The organism is Loktanella salsilacus (assembly GCF_900114485.1).
Classification (GTDB): Bacteria; Pseudomonadota; Alphaproteobacteria; order Rhodobacterales; family Rhodobacteraceae; genus Loktanella; species Loktanella salsilacus.
The window spans coordinates 1-17,407 of the sequence record NZ_FOTF01000007.1 but is presented as its reverse complement, the minus strand read 5'-3'; the positions used below and the strand labels follow the sequence as shown (position 1 = coordinate 17,407).

Sequence of the window (17,407 nt, the reverse complement as noted above, 5' to 3'; positions counted from 1 at the left end):
ACCCCCTTTCTTGCGGATCGGCTTGCGCGAGCAAGTCGATCCCTTTGCTACTAAAAACCCTACAATTTGCCCCGTAGCGCGCCGCCGCACCTCTATATGGTTGCGGCAGCAGGCCAGTGTGGCCTAAACATACCCCAACTATGAAGGAGTGCGCCCATGCGTCGCGTCGTCATCACCGGTTTGGGAATCGTGTCCCCCATCGGTAATAATGCACAAGAAGTCACCGCTGCCCTGAAAGCAGGGACCAGCGGTATCGAAGCCTCGCCCGAGATGGCAGAACGCGGATTCCGCAGCCAGATCGCTGGCACGCTTAAGATCAACGTGGCGGACCACGTCGACAAGCGGACCCTACGGTTTATGGGTCCAGGTGCGGCCTATGCCCATATTTCCATGACGCAAGCGATTGCGGATGCGGGCCTGACAGAGGAACAGATCGTCAATCCGATGACCGGCGTGATCGCCGGATCGGGCGGGCCGTCCACCTCTGCCATGTTTGCCGCGCACCAATCCGTGCTGGCCACCGGCGCGACCAAACGGATCGGGCCGTTCGCTGTGCCCAAGACGATGTCTTCGACAGTCAGCGCAAACCTTGCGACGGCGTTCAAGATCAAGGGCATGAACTTTTCCATCACCTCTGCCTGCTCGACATCCCTGCATTGCATCGGCATGGCCGCGCAGCAGGTCGCCCTTGGCACGCAGGACATCATGTTCGCGGGCGGCGGCGAGGAACTGGACTGGACTCTGTCCTGCCTGTTCGACGCCATGGGCGCGATGAGCAGCAAATATAACGACACCCCCACCAAGGCCTCTCGGGCGTTTGACGCAGGCCGTGACGGTTTCGTGATTGCAGGCGGCGGCGGCATGGTTGTGCTGGAAACGCTGGAAGGCGCGCAGGCACGCGGTGCCAAGATCTATGCCGAAGTCACCGGCTTCTCTGCCACTTCTGACGGGGCCGACATGGTCGCGCCGTCTGGCGAAGGCGGCGAGCGGGCCATGCGGATGGCGCTGAAAACGCTGCCCGAGGGCCGCAAGATCAGCTATATCAACGCCCATGGCACCAGCACCCCCGTCGGCGATGTGGGCGAAGTTGAGGCCGTGCGCCGCGTCTTTGGCCAAGGCAGCACGCCGCCCATCTCCTCGACCAAGTCGATGACGGGCCACAGCCAAGGCGCAACTGGCGCACAAGAGGCGATCTATTGCCTGCTGATGCTGCAGGACGATTTCATCGCACCGTCAATCAATGTGGAAACGCTGGACCCAGCGCTCGATGCGTCCGAGATTGCCATGACCCGCGTCGATAACGCAGGTTTGGATACGATTATGACGAATTCGTTTGGGTTTGGCGGCACCAACGGATCTATGTTGCTGTCGCGCTTCAAAGGGTAGTGAGTATGATCGAGCTAAAGGGCAAACGCGGCCTGATTATGGGCGTGGCCAACGAGCGGTCGATCGCTTGGGGCATCGCCAAGGCCATGGCCGAGGCGGGCGCGGAACTGGCGTTTACCTATCAGGGCGAAGCCTTTGGCAAGCGTCTGGCCCCGCTGGCGGAAAGCGTCGGATCGGACATCATGATCGACGTCGACGTGAATGATGATGCGAGCATGGACGCCGCCTTTCAGACCTTGAAGGACAAGTGGGGCAGCATCGATTTTGTCGTGCACGCCATCGCCTATTCCGACAAAAACGAACTGGCAGGCCGTTTCATCAACACGACGCGGGCGAACTTCCAAAACTCGCTGACCATTTCGTGCTATTCGCTGATCGACGTCGCCAAACGCGCGTCAGAGATGATGCCGGACGGCGGCACGATCCTGACGCTGACCTATCAAGGCAGCAACCGCGTGACCCCGTTCTATAACGTCATGGGCGTCGCTAAGGCCGCGCTGGAATCTGCAGTGCGCTATTTGGCGAACGATCTGGGCCCGCAAGGCATTCGCGTAAACGCGATCAGCCCCGGCCCAATGAAAACGCTGGCCGGATCGGCCATCGCCGGTGCGCGGCGCACGTTCAAGCACACCGAACAGAACACCCCGGCCCGGTCCAATGCGACATTGGAAGCGGTGGGCGGTACGGCAGTGTATCTGGCGTCCGATGTTGGCGCTTACACCAACGGCGAAATTATCCGCGTCGATGGCGGGTTCCACGTTCTGGGCATGCCGCAGCCGGATCACCTATAAAGCGGGTCGATTTTTCGGCGAAAAATCGCAAAAGGCGGGGGGCCAGCCCCCCGTCCCTGCGGGACTCCCCCCGAGGTATTTTTGACCAGAAGAAGGATGGATGTCCTTCAGCGGCGCAGACCTTCGGGGGTGCGCGACGTCAGGTGCATAATTTTTGGGTAAAGTAAGAGGCGTGACCTTGGGGTGCGCCGGTCGGCCGCGGGGATGATCCCCGCGGCCTTGTTCGTATTGCCTGATTAGGCTGCCTTGATTTCGACGATCTCGATGTCGAAGTTCAGGTCTTTGCCAGCCAGCGGGTGGTTTGCGTCCAGCGTGACTTCGGTCTCGTTCACGTCGGCGACCGTGACGGGCACAACTTGGCCGTCAGGGGTCTGCATCTGCAGCTGTACGCCAACCTCTAGCGGGATATCCGCGGGGATGTCAGCGCGCGGCACGGCCTGACGTGCTTGGTCGTTGACCGGGCCGTATGCCTGATCAGCCGCGATGTTCACAGTCTTTGTATCGCCAACGGTCATGCCGGGGATTGCCACGTCCAGACCGGGGATGATCATGCCGGATCCAACTTCGAATTCCAGCGGGTCGCGACCCGTAGAGCTGTCGAAAACCGTGCCGTCGTTCAGCGTGCCGGTATAGTGGATGCGGACGGTGTCGCCCTGTTTTGCAGTCGTCATTTTGCGTCCTTTCAGTTCAAAATCCCGGGGACGCTAACGAATCGCGCTATGGGATGCAAACCGCTTTGCCCCTGCCGCCGCGTCGTGCAAGTCTTCGCCAAGCGACAGGAGCCTTCCCATGACAATCACCACATGTATTTTCGACGCCTATGGCACATTGTTTGACGTCAACGCCGCCGCCCGCAGGGCCGCACAAGAGCCGGGGCAAGAGCGACTTGCCGCCGTTTGGGAACAGCTGGCCCGCGACTGGCGGCAAAAGCAGCTGGAGTATAGCTGGCTGCGCGCCGTCGCCGATCGGCACTGCAATTTCTGGCAGCTGACCCAAGATGGTCTGGATTGGGCGATGGAGGCGGCGGGCCTAGCCGATCCTGCCCTGCGCAAGCGTCTGCTGGCGCTCTATTGGGAACTCGAAGCCTATCCAGAGGTCCCCGCCATGCTGCGCACCTTGAAAGATCGCGGCCTGACAACGGCGATTCTGTCGAACGGGCCGCCTGATATGCTGCGCGCGGCGATCACGCTGGCGGGCTTGAATGACCTGCTTGATGACGCGCTGTCGGTCGAGGATGTGGGCGTCTTTAAGCCGCATGTGTCCGTCTATGACATGGTCGGCAACCGCTTTGGCTGCCGCCGCGATCAGGTGATGTTCGTATCCTCGAACGGCTGGGACGCAGCGGCGGGGGCTGGCTATGGCTTTCACACGGCTTGGGTCAACCGCCTTGGCGCGCCGATTGACCGGCTTTATGCCCAGCCACAGCATGTGCTGCCGGACCTGTCCACCTTGCCGGAGTATGTCTAATGCCAGATTTCATCGCACCAGACGGCACCCGTCTGCATTACACCGACAGCGGCAGCGGCCTGCCCGTACTAGCGCTGGCAGGGCTGACGCGCAACGGCACGGATTTTGACCACGTCGCGCCGCATCTGGACGCCCGGCTGATCCGGCTGGACTATCGCGGGCGCGGCCAATCGGATTGGGCCGATCCAGCCACCTACACCGTCCCGGTCGAGGCGAAAGACGCGCTAGCCTTGATGGATCATCTGGGCCTGGCAAAGGCGGCCGTGCTTGGCACGTCGCGCGGCGGGCTGATTGCGATGATACTGGCCGCCACCGCGCACGACCGATTGCTGGGTGTAGCCCTGAACGACATCGGGCCAGAGATTGATCCCGCAGGGCTGGCCGTCATTGCCGGATATGTCGGCAAGAACCCGGCGCAGAAAACCTATGCCGACGCCGCCGCCTTTCGGGACCGCGTCTGGACGACGTTTCGCGGCGTACCGATGGATCGCTGGCTGGCCGAGGTTGAGCAGCATTATGAGCAAACAGACGGCGGCCTAGTGATCCGCTATGACCCGGCGCTGGCGCAATCGCTAGGCGACGGCAAAACCGCGATGCTGGACCTGTGGCCACTGTTTGATGCGACAGCTAACCTGCCCTTGGCCGCCATACGCGGCGCGAACAGCGATCTGCTGACGCCCGCGACATGGGCCGAAATGCAGCGCCGGCGCCCGGACGGCATCTTTGCCGAAGTGCCGGATCGCGGTCATGTGCCGTTCTTGGACGAGGGTCCTGCCCTAAAAGCGTTGCAATCTTGGATAAGGTCCATGGCATGAATATCGATATGATCACCGCCGCCGCAGCGCGCCTTGATGGGCATGTCCGGCGCACGCCGCTGCTATCCTCGCCCTTTCTGGACGAGATCGCGGGCCGCCGCGTTTTTGTCAAAGCAGAATGCCTGCAGCACACCGGCAGTTTTAAGGCGCGGGGCGGATGGTCGGCAGTATCGGCCCTGACCGAAGCCCAGCGCAAAGCGGGTGTCATTGCCTATTCGTCCGGCAACCATGCGCAGGGCGTCGCCCGCGCCGCGGCCGCCCATGGCAGCCCCTGCGTCATCATCATGCCCGCCAATGCGCCAGCGATCAAAATCGCAAACACCCGCGCCTTGGGCGCAGAAGTCGTTCTGTATGACCGCGCCACCGAAGACCGCGATGCCATTGGTTTGCGCCTCTCCACCGAACGCGGCCTGACGCTGATCAAGCCCTTTGACGATGCGCAGGTCATGGCGGGCCAAGGTACCACGGGCCTAGAAATCGCCGCCCAAGCCGCCGCGAGGGGCATCACAAACGCCGACGTTCTGATCTGTTGCGGCGGCGGCGGGTTGACCGCTGGCGTGGCCCTCGCACTGGAAGCATCTGCCCCCGGCCTGCGCGCGCGCCCCTGCGAGCCGGAGGGTTTTGACGACACCGCCCGCAGTCTGGCCACGGGGCAGATCCAGCGCAATGCCGCTGCCGAAGGGTCGATCTGCGACGCCATTGTCACGCCGCAGCCGGGCGATCTGACCTTTCCGATCATGCAGCGCCTGTGTGGTCCCGGCCTTGTGGTCAGCGACGACGACTGCCTGCGCGCGATGGCGCTGGCCTTTGCCCGCCTGCGGATCGTAATTGAACCGGGCGGCGCGGCTGCACTGGCAGCGGCCCTGTTCCACGGGGACAGCTTGCAGGGAGACGCGGTCATCGCCATCGCCACGGGCGGCAATGTCGACCCGGACACCTTTACCCGCGCGATCGCCATGGACACCTGACCGCTTGACGCATCAATCAATACCGGGTCTGTCGGCCCCACTTCCACACAAAGGCTTTCGCATGAGAGAAACCACCGTCACCCGCGGCGATATCGCCCTTCACACCCGCGTTGATGGCGTGGACGATCCTGCCGCGCCCACCGTGGTCTTTGCCAATTCGCTTGGCACCACCCTGCACCTGTGGGACCCGGTGATGGACCTGCTGCCAAAGGGCATCCGCTATATCCGCTGGGACAAGCGCGGCCATGGCCAAAGCAGCGTGCCGGACGGCCCCTATACTATGGGCCAACTGATTGGTGACGCAGAGGCCGTGTGCGACGCGCTGGACGTGCGTGATTGCGTCTTTGTCGGCCTGTCCGTCGGCGGCATGATCGCACAGGGACTGGCGGTCAAACGCATGGACATCGTGCGCGCCATGGTGCTGTCGAACACGGCCGCCAAAATCGGCACCCCCGCCATCTGGGCGGACCGGATCGCCACAGTCCGCGCACAAGGGCTAGAGGCGATGGCGGGCGGCATCATGCAGCGCTGGTTCGGACCCGACTTCTGCGCCACCCCAGCAGTGCAGCCATGGCAGCAGATGCTGATCGACACCCCGCTAGAGGGGTATCTGGGCGTCTGTGCCGCCATTTCCGGCACCGATTTCTTTACCCCGACCAGCGGCCTGCGCTTGCCGACGCTGGGCATTGCGGGCAGCGAGGATAAGGCCACGCCCCCTGATTTGGTCAGGGAAACGACCAACCTGATCCCCGGCAGCAGCTTTGCCTTGATCCGCCGCGCGGGCCACCTGCCCTGCGGCGAAAAGCCAGAAGAATACGCGCAGATCCTGACGGACTTTCTGACCCGCACCGGCACCGTGCCGCACGTCACCTAACGCCATGCCGCTGCCGGTCCTTTTTATTCTGATCACGGTTGTCATCGATGCGATGGGGATCGGGCTGATCCTGCCGGTTATGCCCGACCTGATCCAAAGCGTCGAAGGCCCCGGCCTTGCCAGTGCCGCGCTTTGGGGTGGTTTGCTGGCAACGATCTTTGCCGCAATGCAGTTCCTGTTCGGCCCGATGATCGGCGCGCTGTCCGACGCATATGGGCGCCGCCCCGTGCTGCTGCTGGCGCTTGGCGTCATGGCGCTGGACTATCTGCTGATGGCCCTCGCGCATACGATTTGGCTGCTGATCTTGGGCCGCATCATCGGCGGCATCACGGCAGCGACGCAATCGACCGCCAGCGCCTATATGGCCGACATTTCGAAACCGCATGAAAAGGCTGCCAACTTTGGCCTGATCGGCGCGGCCTTCGGCGTCGGCTTTGTGATCGGCCCGATGCTGGGCGGCGCACTCGCAGTCTGGGGCGTGCGCGCGCCGTTCTATGCGGCGGCTCTGCTGGCGGCGCTCAACCTTGGCTTTGGCTGGTTAATCTTGCCCGAAACCGTGACCGACCGCATCCGCCGCCCCTTTACCCTTGCCCGCGCAAATCCGCTTGGCGCGCTGCGCCACATCGCGGCCCTGCCCGGCCTTGCGCCGCTATTGGCCGTCAGTTTCATCTATACCATGGCGTTCTTCGTCTACCCGGCGATCTGGGCCTACTACGGCCAAGCCCGCTTTGGCTGGGGGCCGGGCATGATTGGCCTGTCGCTTGGGTTTTTCGGCATCGGCATCGCCATCGTCCAAGGCTTGCTGATGAAGCCAATCCTGCGCGTGCTGGGTGAACGCAACACCGTCATCGCAGGCCTGGCCGTCGACGTGGGCGTTTTCATCTTCCTCGGCTTTGTCACCAGCGGCTGGCTCGCGCTGGCGCTCACCCCGCTCACCGCCCTCGGCTCTGTCGCGGGGCCTGCGCTGCAAGGCATCATGTCGCGCCGTGCCGCCGACAACCAGCAAGGCGAATTGCAAGGCGTGCTGACCGGCGTCAACGCGATCGCCACGATCATCGGCCCCTTGCTGATGACGCAGACCTTCTGGCTCTTCACGGCGGCATCCGCGCCCATCTACCTACCCGGCGCGCCGTTCCTGCTGGCGGCTGGCCTAGTTGTCCTTGCAGTCGCTGTTTTCATGCGCGCGCGCACCGCTTTCTAGCGCAGCCGCATTCGCCCTTGCAGCCTAAGGCCCCCCGGCCCAGACTGACGGCCAACCCCAGCAAGAGGCCCCCATGCCCCAGATCAAAGCCGCCGTCAGTCATGCCCATGGCGATCCTCTGCAGATCGAAACCTTGAACCTGCGCGCCCCCCTGATGGGAGAGGTCGAAGTCACCCTGAAAGCCTGCGCAATCTGCCATTCCGACATCCACTTTGCCGAAGGGGCTTGGGGCGGAAAGCTGCCCGCCGTTTATGGCCACGAGGCCGCTGGCCACGTCACCGCCATCGGCGAAGGCACCCGCGGCCTGGCTATAGGCGATCCCGTCGTCGTCACCTTAATCCGCGCTTGCGGTACCTGCGCCACCTGCGGCGGCGGCATGCCGGTGCTGTGCAGCGCGCCCGCCGCCCACGATGGCCCGCTGACCACCCTTGATGGCGCGCCGGTAGAGCAAGCTATGAACAGCGGCGCATTTGCCGAAAAAGTCGTCGTGGACCAAAGCCAGATCGTAAAACTGCCCGCTGATATGGACCTTGTCGCCGCATCCCTGTTGGCCTGCGGTGTCATCACTGGCGTCGGTGCTGTGGTTAACGCCGCAGGCCTGCGTGCCGGCCAAGACGTCGTGGTCATCGGCGCAGGCGGCGTCGGGTTGAACGCCATCCAAGGGGCTCGCATTGCCGGGGCCCGCCGTATCATTGCTGTCGACATGACGGACGACAAACTTGCCATCGCCCGCGATTTCGGCGCGACCGACGGCGTCCTTGCCACGGACACCAAACCGTGGCGCACCGCGAAAAAAGCGATGGGCAAAGGCGCTGACGTCGTCGTCGTCACCGTCGGTGCCATTCCCGCCTATGACACCGCCGCGCAGTACCTTGCGCCGGGCGGTAAGATCATCATGGTCGGCATGCCACACTCTGGCGCCACCAGCAGCTACCAGCCGGTGATGATCGCCGCCTCTGGCCAGGCGATGATCGGATCAAAAATGGGCGACGTCGTCATCGCCCGCGACATTCCGTGGCTGGTCGATCTTTACCAACAAGACCGCCTGAAATTGGACGAACTTGTCAGTCGCACTTGGACGCTGGACCAGATCAACGACGCCATCGCCGACACCAAATCTGGCGCGGCCAAACGCAATGTCATCGTTTTCGACTAGCGCCCTGTCCTCGCTTTTTCTTAAATACTTGAAGCGGGGCACCTGACTGTATCGCCTTGCCTCGCCCGACAGGCCGCGACGCCGCCTTCATCGGGCGCGTTAAACTCCCGCCGGAGGCATCCTGCCTCCGGCGAAGCTTTCCCGTCAGCTAAGGTAATCTGCCTCTGCAACAGGCTCCGCCCAGGTCACCGCACTGCCATCAACGGCCTCATGAATGGCGATATGCGTCATGGCAAGGCCCGGTGCAGCCCCGTGCCAGTGCCGCTCGCCGGGGTCAAACCGCACTACATCGCCGGCGCGAATGACCTGCACTGGACCGCCCTCGCGTTGCACGCGTCCTTCGCCCTCCGTCACGATCAGGATCTGCCCCAGCGGATGAGTGTGCCAATTTGTGCGCGCGCCCGGCTGGAACGTCACCCGGGCCCCGGCTGCGTGCGACGGGGCCTCGTCGTGGAATAGCGGCGACATTGTCACGTCCCCGGTAAACCAGTCCGCACTGGCGGGCTTTACGATCAGATCGGCGGCGGCAGTAATCTTCATAGCAATTTTCCCTTGCGTGATCCCCCACCATCCGCCGTGCCGCGCCCCGTTGTAAAGCCGCCGTGTTTGGACGATGGTGCGCCGCACCCTTTGCCCCTGCCCTTTTGACCACAGGAAAGCCGCCATGACCTTTGATCGCAGCCTCAAGATTGCCCCCTCGATCCTGTCCGCAGACTTTGCCGACTTCGGCCGCGAAATCCGCGCGATCGAGGCGCAGGGTGCTGACTGGGTCCACATCGACGTGATGGACGGCCACTTTGTGCCAAACCTGACCTTTGGCCCCCCCGCCGTCAAAGCCTTCCGCCCGCACGTGAAAACCGTGATGGACGTGCACCTGATGATCTCTCCGGTGGATGCCTATATCGACGCCTATGCCGACGCCGGGGCCGACATCCTGACCGCCCATATCGAGGCTGGACCTCATATCCACCGCACCCTGCAGGCGATCCGCGCCGCGGGCATGAAAGCTGGCGTCGCCCTGAACCCCGGCACCCCGGCGGATGCCGTCGCTGACCTGATGGACGTCGCCGACATGGTGCTGGTGATGACCGTGAACCCCGGCTTTGGCGGGCAAAAGTTTATCGACATGACCGCCAAAATCCGCCGCGTCCGAGAGCTGATTGGCGATCGTGACATCCACATTCAGGTCGACGGCGGCGTTGACCCTGTCACGGCGCCACTGGTCGTGGAGGCCGGGGCCGATGTGCTGGTCGCGGGCTCTGCCGTGTTCCGGGGTGGATCGGTCGATAAGGCAGATGTTTACGGTGCCAACATGGCCGCGATCCGTAAATCAGTCGCTGGCTAAGGTTTAGCCAGCGCGGCGCAGGCGCAGCGCGTTGGACACCACAAGCACGCTGGACGCCGCCATCGCGCCGGCGGCCAGCATTGGCGACAGCATCATGCCTGTGAACGGATACAGCGCGCCTGCCGCAACCGGGATCAGCGCGACGTTATAGGCAAAGGCCCAGAACAGGTTCTGCCGGATATTCCGCAGGGTTGCGCGCGACAAGTTCAGCGCGGTCCCCACGCCAGCCAAATCGCCCGACATCAGCACCACGTCCGCCGTTTCAATCGCCACATCCGTGCCCGTGCCCACTGCGATGCCAACGTCAGCGGCGGCCAAGGCGGGCGCGTCGTTGATGCCATCGCCCACAAAGACCAGCGTGTCCCCTGCGCGGCGCAGATCGTCCAACGCTGCGACTTTGCCCTCGGGCCGTACCTCTGCCACGACGGTATCAATCCCAAGGCTGGCCCCGACCGCATCCGCCACGCTTTGCGCGTCGCCTGTGATCAAGGCCGTGCGCAAGCCCCGCGCTTTTAGGGCGGCGATGGTTTTGGCGGCGTTCGGTTTGACCGGATCGGACAGGCCTAGCACTGCAACCGCCATACCGTCGATCACGGCGAAAACGGGCGTCTGCGCCGAGGCCGCGATCTGATCTGCTGCCTGACGCAAAGCGCTGATATCGATCCCCTCTTGCACCATCAGACGCGGCGCGCCGACGAACACAACCGCGCCGTCCACCACGCCGCGCACGCCCATGCCAGTCAGGGCCGTGACCTGCGTCGCGGCGGGAACGGTAAGCCCCCGCGCCTTTGCGGCCTTCACGATGGCGCGGGCCAAGGGATGCTCTGACGCGCCCTCTACCGCTGCGATCTGCGCAAGCACGCGGCCTTCGTCCTGTCCGGGGGCCACAGTCAAGGCGGTCAAATCCGACGCGCCAAGGGTCAGCGTTCCGGTCTTATCAAAGGCAATCACGGTCGCATCCGACAGGCGCTGCAAGGCATCGCCCCGGCGAAAGAGCACGCCCAGATCCGCAGCCCGGCCCGTGCCGACCATGACGCTGACCGGCGTGGCCAGCCCCATGGCGCAGGGGCAGGCAATGATCAGGACCGACACACCAGCGACCAGCGCATAGGTCAATGCGGGCGTGGGGCCAAACACCAGCCAAGCCGCCACGGTCAAGGCTGCGACCACCAGAACAGCCGGTACGAACCAGCGCACGACGCGGTCGGCCAGTGCCTGAATGGGCAGCTTTGCACCCTGCGCGTCCTGCACCAGCCGCACGATCCCGGCCAAAACCGTCTGCGCGCCCACAGCCTGCGCCCGCACCCGCAAGGCGGATTCGCCGTTCACGGTACCGCCTGTCACGCTGCGACCGGGCTTCTTTTCCACGGGCGCGGGCTCTCCGGTGATCATGCTTTCATCGACCCAGCCGGAGCCGGTCAAGACGGTGCCGTCGACGGGCAAACGCTCTCCGGGCCGGACGATCACAATGTCGCCGACGACGATCGCATCCGTGGCGATTTCGGTCGCGACCCCGTCACGTTCCACCTGCGCCGACTGCGGCCGCAGCCCGGCCAGCGACCGGATCGCAGCGCCTGCCCGGCCCCGCGCCCGCGCCTCTAGCCAGCGGCCCAGCAGGATCAGGGTGACGATGACGGCGGCTGCCTCGAAATAAACGGCCTGCGTGCCTGCGGGCAGCAGGCCGGGCGCGAAGAGGGCGACGGTGGAATAGGTCCACGCGGCGGCTGCGCCAAGGGCGACAAGGGCGTTCATCTCTGGCGCGCCGCGCAGCAAGGACGGGATGCCGTGGACAAAGAACCGGCGGCCCGGACCGATCAGCACAAGGGTCACCAGCACGAACTGGATGAGCCACGACGCGGTGCGCCCAATGCTGCCGTCGATGGCCGCGGCCATGCCGGGGATCACGTGGCCGCCCATTTCCATGATGAAAACCGGCAGGGTCAGTGCGGCGGCAATCGCCGTGTCGCGGCCCAAGGCGTGTTGCTCTGCCGCTGTGCGATCCTCTTGCGGGGCGGAAGGTTCGGCGCTGGCGGTATAGCTGGTATTGTCGGTGACACGCTGCGCCAAGTCCTGCGCAGTGACCGCCCCAACCAGCGCCGTCACGGTGGCGCGGCGGGTGGCCAGATTGACCTGCGCGTCCAACACGCCGGGGGCCTTGGCCAAGGTGCGTTCGACCGCGCCAGCGCAGGACGCGCAGGTCATGCCGTCCACTTCGATCTGCATCACGGTGGTGGCGGCGGGATAGCCCGCGCGCGTCAGTGCCTGCGTGACGTCCGTCAGCGATGCCCCGTCCAGCGACAGCCGCGCCTGTCCCGTCGCAAAGTTAACGCGCGCGTCCTGTGCGCCGGGCACGGCGGCCAAGGCACGCTCTGCCCGGCCAGCGCAGGCGGCGCAGGACATGCCGGTGACATCAAATGTCAGATCGGTGGTGGTGGTGGCCATGATGCAGGCTCTGGTTTGGAATACACTCTATGAAAGCCCGCAAGGCGCGGACGTCAAGGGACGCCTATGTCGCGAGGCAGCGGGACGCCTCGATCCGCAGGGGCGGGCCGTCGCGCATGGCGCGGCGCAGGCGGCGTGAAAGGGTGTCGATCAGCAGCGTCAGCAAGGCCGACACGACGAGTAGCGCAACGACCCGGTCCATGCGCAGGGTCTGCACGTTGCTTTGAATATAAAAGCCCAGCGTGCCGATCCCAAGCAGGCCCATGATGGCACTGTCGCGCAAAATAATCTCCCACCTATACAGACACAGCGCCCAAAAGGCGGGGGACAGGCGGGGGAACAGATCCCACGCCCACAGCGTCACGCCGCGCGGCGCGCCGGTGCGCTGCGGCAGGCTCGCCGCTTGACGGCCCAGCAGGTGGGCAATGATCGCGCCGTTGTGCAGGCCAAGCGCCAGAATGGCGGGCAGCATCGACGGGCCCAGCACTTGCAGCAGCACAAAGGCCAGCATGTAATCCGGAATTGATCGTAGCACGACCAGCACGCCATGGCCGATCACGGCACCCGCCCGGCCCACGACGCTGGGCACGATCGCCGGAAAGGCCACAGCCGCGATCAGCGCCGCCGCCGCCAGCGCGATTTGCGACAAGATCAGCGTGTCGATGCTACCGGGCAGCGCTTGTTGCAGAAGCACCTTATCAAGCCAGCCGCCCCAATCGGCCCCAGTGCGCAGCGGGCTTGGCACAATGCCTGTTAAGAAACGCATCAGCGCGCCCTGCCCCATCGGCGGCGTCGGCAACCAGATCAGCGCCGTGGCAGAGGCCGCGAGCATCAGCGGCACCAGCCGCCAGATCACCCAAAAGCGCAGCGGCAAGATCAGCGCGAGGAACAGCGCCAGCACCGCGGCGGCTTGGCCGTACTGCGCCTGCTTGAACGCGGTTTCCAACTGAAAGCCCAAGGTCGGCAACCCGATAAACCCCAGCACAGCGGACGAGCGCAGACCGCATTCCAGGCGATACAGCGTATAGGTCCGCATCTGCGGCAACGCCTGCGGCAACCGGACCCACAGTAGCGCCGTCAGGCGCGGCAAGCGGCGGCTCAGAGGCGCGCTGGCGGCGGCGTCCTCTAGATATTCAGAGAAGACTTTGGCGAAGATGCCCGCATAGGGCAGCCCGATGGCCAGCACGCCGGTCAGGGGCGACAGCCCCGTCAGGCCCAGCAGCAGAAGGGCCCAGAACAGCTCGTGCACGGATCGCACCGCGATGCAGGTCAGGCGCACGGCGGCGCGGCCATAAAATGGGGCCAGCAGCAGGCCCAGCACAGCCCCCAGACCAACGCCGCAAAAGGCAAAGGCAACCGTCAGCCCGGTCGCCCGCAGCAGACCCGCGATATCGGAAAAATCAGGATGCAGGATACCCTGCCCAATCGCGCGAAGCGTCATCCAAGGGTCAGGACGCATCGCGCCAAGGTCGGCGAACCAAAGGGCCATAAGGGTGAGCGCGGCAAAGCCCGCCAGCACATGACGCCGCTGCAAGATCATCGGTAAAGCTGTAGCAGATCGTCTGCGCTTAGATCAGAAGCAGGCGCATCCACGGCAACCCGGCCCTGCCGCAGACCGATAATCCGCGTCGCGACCCGCAAGGCTTGGTCCACGTCATGCAGCACCAGCACGCTGGTCGGAAAGGCCCCCAGCAGATGATCGAGCAAGGCCGCGCCTTGTTCGGGGTCCAGCGCCGTCACAGGTTCGTCCCCCAGCACCAGCGCCCCGCCGCGCAGCAAGGCGCGGGCCAGCGCGACCCGCTGTCGCTGCCCGCCGGACAGTTGCGACACGGGCCGTCGCCCCAGATCATCAAGGCCGACAACGCCAAGGACCTGCGCAACCCGTCCGCGTTCATCAGCATTCGGCCAAATCAGCGTGCGCAGGTTGCGGGCGGTGCCGTGATCATCCAGCACGCCCATCCAGACGTTGTGAAATACCGACAGCGCCCCGATCAGCCCGTGGTCCTGCGGCACCAGCGCCAGCCGCACCTGCGCCCGGTCGTGCAGCGCAGTCAGCAGCGTGCTTTTGCCCGCGCCGCTGCGCCCCAGAATGGCAATCCGCTCGCCCGGCGCAATCTGCAAGGACACATCGTGCAGAGCCAGCTGGCCACCCCACCCAAGGCTTTCGCCCGTCAGCGTGACCAGCGGCTGTGGCATCAGTCGATCAGATCCAGCGCACGCGCCGTATCAACGATGGGCTGATACAGCGCATCATCGGCTGCGATAAAGGCGCTGCGCGGAAAGGATTCGAGCAGCACTGGATCGTCCATACCGATCAAAGCAGCCTGCACCTTGTCCGCAAAGCCCGCGCCAAAGGTGGCATCGACATCGCCGCGGATCGTCCAGTTATAGTCGGGATAAGGCGGCGTTTCCCAGATGATCGTGGTCGCCGCAGCCTCTGGCGTCATATCAGCGACCGCAGTGTCATAGACGGAATAGTTCAGCGCGCCGATCTCGTAAGCGCCCGATGCCACCAGACGCAGCGTCTGCCCGTGATCGCCAGAGAATCCGACGTTGGAGAAGAGCTCTTCTGGCGCTTGGCCCGACTCTGCACGGATGTAAAATTCCGGCATCAACCGGCCAGAGGTCGAGGTTTCAGCGCCGAAGGTAAAGCTGCGTCCTGCCAGATCGGGGAACGCGGGGTCCAGCGTCAGGCCGGTGTCCTTATTGGCGATGAAATAGGTGACGAAGGCCTCGTCCTCTGCGCCTTGCGCAATCGCGTGGGATTCCGGCACTGCAATACGCGCCTGCACGCCGGACAACCCGCCGAACCAGCCGAGCTGGATTTGATCATTCGCAAAGGCGGTGACGGCCGCGGCGTAGCTTTTGACCGGCACATACTGCACGTCAACGTCCAGCGCGTCCGACAGATAACCCGCCACCGCGCCAAAGCGTTCGACCAGACGGGATTCGTCATCGTCAGGAATCGCCGAAAAGTATAGCGTCTGCGCCGCAAGCGGCTGCGCGGACAGGACAAGCAGACCAAGCAAGATATGACGCATGGGGGCACCTTTCATAATTGTTGCGCCCTCATACCGTGTCCCGCGATCAAGTGTCACGGGGCCTGCCCTAAGAATGCTGCGATCTGGCCGGGAAATTCCGGTTTTGCCGCGCTTTAACGCGCAACCCGCTTGCCAAGTGCCCGCCAACCCCGCAAAACACGCCTGTGCGGTCCCGTAGCTCAACTGGATAGAGCAGCCGACTTCTAATCGGCAGGTTGAGGGTTCGATTCCTTCCGGGATCGCCAGTTTTGATAAGTTGCTGTCGGCATAGATCGGCGGACTTCGCTAAAGCGTCCTGTTCCTTGATCACCGCGTTGATCTGTTCGTCCGTAAAATCGTGCCTTCAATTGTCCGTCCCCTTGTTGGACGGACTCTACACAAGATCGGAGGCGTTTTAGGGGCTCCGGTCAGAGGTATCAGCAGGCTCCTTATCATCGGGCTGATGCTTCAACTGCGGATCGTGGCCGTTTGCCCAGCGGTTCAGCCATGCGAGCGCGGCTAATGTCAGGCCTAGGAAAAGCAGCGCGAACACACGTGTCAGTCCATCCAGTTCACCGATGTCGATGAAGAAGACCTTGGCGACAGCAAGTCCGATGATGATCAAGCCAGCTCTGCGTAGCTTTACGCTCCTTCGGGCAAGGGACTGATAGAATGCGGCCGCCCCGACAATCATGATTGCCACGGTATAGGTGTAAAGCTCGCCCTGACTTGCGCTGACAGAAGCCATATCCTCCGCCCCGCGCCAGCCGTGCCTAATCGTCATTGTCAGCCAGAAGGTCGCCACGGCGCCCGCGAGTATCATCAGAGCCTTCCTGAGGACGCTTTGCAGATCCCTAAGCCATATCGCACCCAGCAGAAAAGCCAGGGCGGGAAGCAAGTAAGCGGGCATCAATGTGTTCAACAGGACCGGTCCAATGACCTGATCATCTATGTAAACAGATATAGGGTTTGAGAATACCAGCGCGACGGCGAACCGGATGAAGGCGATAGTGAAAAAGATCACCGCCATGCCGATCCTCACCGACCGCAGCGGCCCGCCAAGCTGCAAGCGGCGCAATTGAGCCAAGCCAAGCACAATCCAGATCGCTGTATCAATACCTGCCGCCCAGTGGCTTTCACCGGCGCTGGGTAAGCCGGTCCAATGCAGCAAAAAGCGATACAGTGCCACGGATAGCAGCAGCCCAAACGATGAGATGGACGCGCTTTCCAAAATGACCTCTGACCGCGGACGGTTGATGAATGTCATGAAAACCCACGACACGGCAAAAGCGGTGAATGCGATAAGATAGGTCGGCAGCACTTCCATGATGGGCGCATCCAATGCCCAACCTAGTCCGGGATCGGCGACGAGCCGGTAGCCGATGGTTGCAACGCCGGCGAGGATATAGGTGCCCATCAGCGGCAGGCTATACTGCCGATCAAGCCAAGCTGCAGCGACGACCGTAACCGCCAAGGCGATCGTTAGTGCGGCAGATGTCAGGATCACCACCATACCAAACGCGATACAGGCCAATGCGGAAAGAACAGCAAGGGAAACCCGACTTCTGTCTTCAGGGCCGTCCTGCCGTGCAAACCGATAAGCAATCAGCACCATAGCCGCGCCGATAACCATAGCGTGCAGGGCCCAAGGATATGCTCCTATGGAATGCGCCGGCTGCCACTGGACCTCGATGATGACTGCCAGAACCGGAGCAAAGAGCGCTGCGAAGGCGGCGGCGAATTGGTAGGCCGGACCGCCGCGCAGGGACCGCCAAGCTGCGGCAATCGAGACGAGTAGACCGATCGCAACCATAAGCGTTGGCATCAGGATAAGCTCGTTGCCCGGCGTCTGAGAGTCTGATTCAAAACTAACTGCACCTTCTCAATCCCTTGCGAGATGCCGTGTGACGCGTCTGATGTGTGCGATGAGGATCCAAGCCTC

16 protein-coding genes and 1 tRNA gene are annotated in these 17,407 nt (G+C 63.5%); 10 read left to right on the top strand and 7 right to left on the bottom strand.

The genetic code is table 11. The annotated features are described in order from the left end of the window. Positions 1-156 precede the first annotated feature (156 nt). Positions 157-1,386 carry a beta-ketoacyl synthase N-terminal-like domain-containing protein gene (locus BM131_RS07515; RefSeq protein WP_090187828.1) on the top strand — a complete coding sequence of 410 codons (1,230 nt, stop codon included), beginning with the start codon at positions 157-159 and terminating at the stop codon, positions 1,384-1,386. Positions 1,387-1,391: 5 nt separating this feature from the next. Continuing rightward, positions 1,392-2,177, top strand: coding sequence for an enoyl-ACP reductase FabI (locus BM131_RS07510; RefSeq protein ID WP_090187825.1), 786 nt, complete (start codon positions 1,392-1,394; stop codon positions 2,175-2,177). Positions 2,178-2,413: 236 nt separating this feature from the next. Here BM131_RS07510 and BM131_RS07505 read toward each other — a convergent pair whose 3' ends face one another. Further along, a complete protein-coding gene (locus BM131_RS07505; protein ID WP_090187822.1) occupies positions 2,414-2,848 on the bottom strand; it encodes an FKBP-type peptidyl-prolyl cis-trans isomerase in 435 nt (144 codons plus the stop codon). A gap of 118 nt (positions 2,849-2,966) precedes the next feature. Here BM131_RS07505 and BM131_RS07500 point away from each other — a divergent pair, with 118 nt between their 5' ends. The 6 genes from BM131_RS07500 to BM131_RS07475 all read left to right on the top strand — a co-directional run bounded on the left by BM131_RS07500 (position 2,967) and on the right by BM131_RS07475 (position 8,658). Continuing rightward, positions 2,967-3,644, top strand: coding sequence for a haloacid dehalogenase type II (locus BM131_RS07500; RefSeq protein WP_090187819.1), 678 nt, complete (start codon positions 2,967-2,969; stop codon positions 3,642-3,644). Continuing rightward, positions 3,644-4,459, top strand: coding sequence for an alpha/beta fold hydrolase (locus tag BM131_RS07495; RefSeq protein WP_090187817.1), 816 nt, complete (start codon positions 3,644-3,646; stop codon positions 4,457-4,459). The genes BM131_RS07500 and BM131_RS07495 overlap by 1 nt, the downstream gene beginning before the upstream one ends. After that, complete coding sequence (locus BM131_RS07490; RefSeq protein WP_090187815.1) at positions 4,456-5,427, top strand: threonine ammonia-lyase; 972 nt, start codon at positions 4,456-4,458, stop codon at positions 5,425-5,427. The genes BM131_RS07495 and BM131_RS07490 overlap by 4 nt, the downstream gene beginning before the upstream one ends. A 61-nt stretch (positions 5,428-5,488) precedes the next feature. Further along, a complete protein-coding gene (gene pcaD / locus BM131_RS07485; RefSeq protein ID WP_090187813.1) occupies positions 5,489-6,301 on the top strand; it encodes a 3-oxoadipate enol-lactonase in 813 nt (270 codons plus the stop codon). Between the two features lie 4 nt (positions 6,302-6,305). Then, positions 6,306-7,502 (top strand): TCR/Tet family MFS transporter, encoded by a 1,197-nt coding sequence (locus BM131_RS07480; RefSeq protein ID WP_090187810.1) that lies wholly within the window; start codon positions 6,306-6,308, stop codon positions 7,500-7,502. 73 nt (positions 7,503-7,575) lie between these two features. Beyond that, positions 7,576-8,658, top strand: coding sequence for a zinc-binding dehydrogenase (locus tag BM131_RS07475; RefSeq protein WP_090187808.1), 1,083 nt, complete (start codon positions 7,576-7,578; stop codon positions 8,656-8,658). Positions 8,659-8,802: 144 nt separating this feature from the next. Here BM131_RS07475 and BM131_RS07470 read toward each other — a convergent pair whose 3' ends face one another. Then, positions 8,803-9,198 carry a (R)-mandelonitrile lyase gene (locus BM131_RS07470; RefSeq protein ID WP_090188287.1) on the bottom strand — a complete coding sequence of 132 codons (396 nt, stop codon included), beginning with the start codon at positions 9,196-9,198 and terminating at the stop codon, positions 8,803-8,805. A gap of 124 nt (positions 9,199-9,322) precedes the next feature. On the opposite strand from BM131_RS07470, the gene rpe reads away from it, so the two are divergent. Further along, entirely contained in the window at positions 9,323-10,003 is a 681-nt protein-coding gene (gene rpe / locus BM131_RS07465; RefSeq protein ID WP_090187805.1) for a ribulose-phosphate 3-epimerase, read from the top strand. Between the two features lie 3 nt (positions 10,004-10,006). On the opposite strand, the gene BM131_RS07460 is transcribed toward rpe, so the two are convergent. The 4 genes from BM131_RS07460 to BM131_RS07445 form a co-directional block, all read right to left on the bottom strand. Beyond that, positions 10,007-12,445 carry a heavy metal translocating P-type ATPase gene (locus BM131_RS07460; RefSeq protein ID WP_090187802.1) on the bottom strand — a complete coding sequence of 813 codons (2,439 nt, stop codon included), beginning with the start codon at positions 12,443-12,445 and terminating at the stop codon, positions 10,007-10,009. A gap of 64 nt (positions 12,446-12,509) precedes the next feature. Next, positions 12,510-13,985 carry a PhnE/PtxC family ABC transporter permease gene (locus BM131_RS07455; RefSeq protein WP_245754172.1) on the bottom strand — a complete coding sequence of 492 codons (1,476 nt, stop codon included), beginning with the start codon at positions 13,983-13,985 and terminating at the stop codon, positions 12,510-12,512. Further along, on the bottom strand, positions 13,982-14,641 hold the full coding sequence (locus tag BM131_RS07450; protein WP_090187800.1) for an ATP-binding cassette domain-containing protein: 660 nt from the start codon (positions 14,639-14,641) through the stop codon (positions 13,982-13,984). The genes BM131_RS07455 and BM131_RS07450 overlap by 4 nt, the downstream gene beginning before the upstream one ends. After that, positions 14,641-15,486 carry a putative selenate ABC transporter substrate-binding protein gene (locus BM131_RS07445; RefSeq protein ID WP_090187797.1) on the bottom strand — a complete coding sequence of 282 codons (846 nt, stop codon included), beginning with the start codon at positions 15,484-15,486 and terminating at the stop codon, positions 14,641-14,643. The genes BM131_RS07450 and BM131_RS07445 overlap by 1 nt, the downstream gene beginning before the upstream one ends. Before the next feature lie 168 nt (positions 15,487-15,654). On the opposite strand from BM131_RS07445, the gene BM131_RS07440 reads away from it, so the two are divergent. Continuing rightward, a tRNA-Arg gene (locus BM131_RS07440) sits at positions 15,655-15,731 on the top strand. A 149-nt stretch (positions 15,732-15,880) separates the two neighbouring features. On the opposite strand, the gene BM131_RS07435 is transcribed toward BM131_RS07440, so the two are convergent. Then, positions 15,881-17,290: a DUF2339 domain-containing protein gene (locus BM131_RS07435; protein ID WP_090187795.1), complete on the bottom strand. Its 1,410-nt coding sequence runs from the start codon at positions 17,288-17,290 to the stop codon at positions 15,881-15,883. Between the last annotated feature and the right edge of the window lie 117 nt (positions 17,291-17,407).

Excerpts from the sequence above, each read along its gene's own strand:
- BM131_RS07515 (WP_090187828.1), top strand. The coding sequence starts at position 157 with ATGCGTCGCGTCGTCATCACCGGTTTGGGAATCGTGTCCCCCATCGGT.
- BM131_RS07510 (WP_090187825.1), top strand. The coding sequence starts at position 1,392 with ATGATCGAGCTAAAGGGCAAACGCGGCCTGATTATGGGCGTGGCCAAC.
- BM131_RS07505 (WP_090187822.1), bottom strand. The coding sequence starts at position 2,848 with ATGACGACTGCAAAACAGGGCGACACCGTCCGCATCCACTATACCGGC.
- BM131_RS07500 (WP_090187819.1), top strand. The coding sequence starts at position 2,967 with ATGACAATCACCACATGTATTTTCGACGCCTATGGCACATTGTTTGAC.
- BM131_RS07495 (WP_090187817.1), top strand. The coding sequence starts at position 3,644 with ATGCCAGATTTCATCGCACCAGACGGCACCCGTCTGCATTACACCGAC.
- BM131_RS07490 (WP_090187815.1), top strand. The coding sequence starts at position 4,456 with ATGAATATCGATATGATCACCGCCGCCGCAGCGCGCCTTGATGGGCAT.
- pcaD (WP_090187813.1), top strand. The coding sequence starts at position 5,489 with ATGAGAGAAACCACCGTCACCCGCGGCGATATCGCCCTTCACACCCGC.
- BM131_RS07480 (WP_090187810.1), top strand. The coding sequence starts at position 6,306 with ATGCCGCTGCCGGTCCTTTTTATTCTGATCACGGTTGTCATCGATGCG.
- BM131_RS07475 (WP_090187808.1), top strand. The coding sequence starts at position 7,576 with ATGCCCCAGATCAAAGCCGCCGTCAGTCATGCCCATGGCGATCCTCTG.
- BM131_RS07470 (WP_090188287.1), bottom strand. The coding sequence starts at position 9,198 with ATGAAGATTACTGCCGCCGCCGATCTGATCGTAAAGCCCGCCAGTGCG.
- rpe (WP_090187805.1), top strand. The coding sequence starts at position 9,323 with ATGACCTTTGATCGCAGCCTCAAGATTGCCCCCTCGATCCTGTCCGCA.
- BM131_RS07460 (WP_090187802.1), bottom strand. The coding sequence starts at position 12,445 with ATGGCCACCACCACCACCGATCTGACATTTGATGTCACCGGCATGTCC.
- BM131_RS07455 (WP_245754172.1), bottom strand. The coding sequence starts at position 13,985 with ATGATCTTGCAGCGGCGTCATGTGCTGGCGGGCTTTGCCGCGCTCACC.
- BM131_RS07450 (WP_090187800.1), bottom strand. The coding sequence starts at position 14,641 with ATGCCACAGCCGCTGGTCACGCTGACGGGCGAAAGCCTTGGGTGGGGT.
- BM131_RS07445 (WP_090187797.1), bottom strand. The coding sequence starts at position 15,486 with ATGCGTCATATCTTGCTTGGTCTGCTTGTCCTGTCCGCGCAGCCGCTT.
- BM131_RS07435 (WP_090187795.1), bottom strand. The coding sequence starts at position 17,290 with ATGCCAACGCTTATGGTTGCGATCGGTCTACTCGTCTCGATTGCCGCA.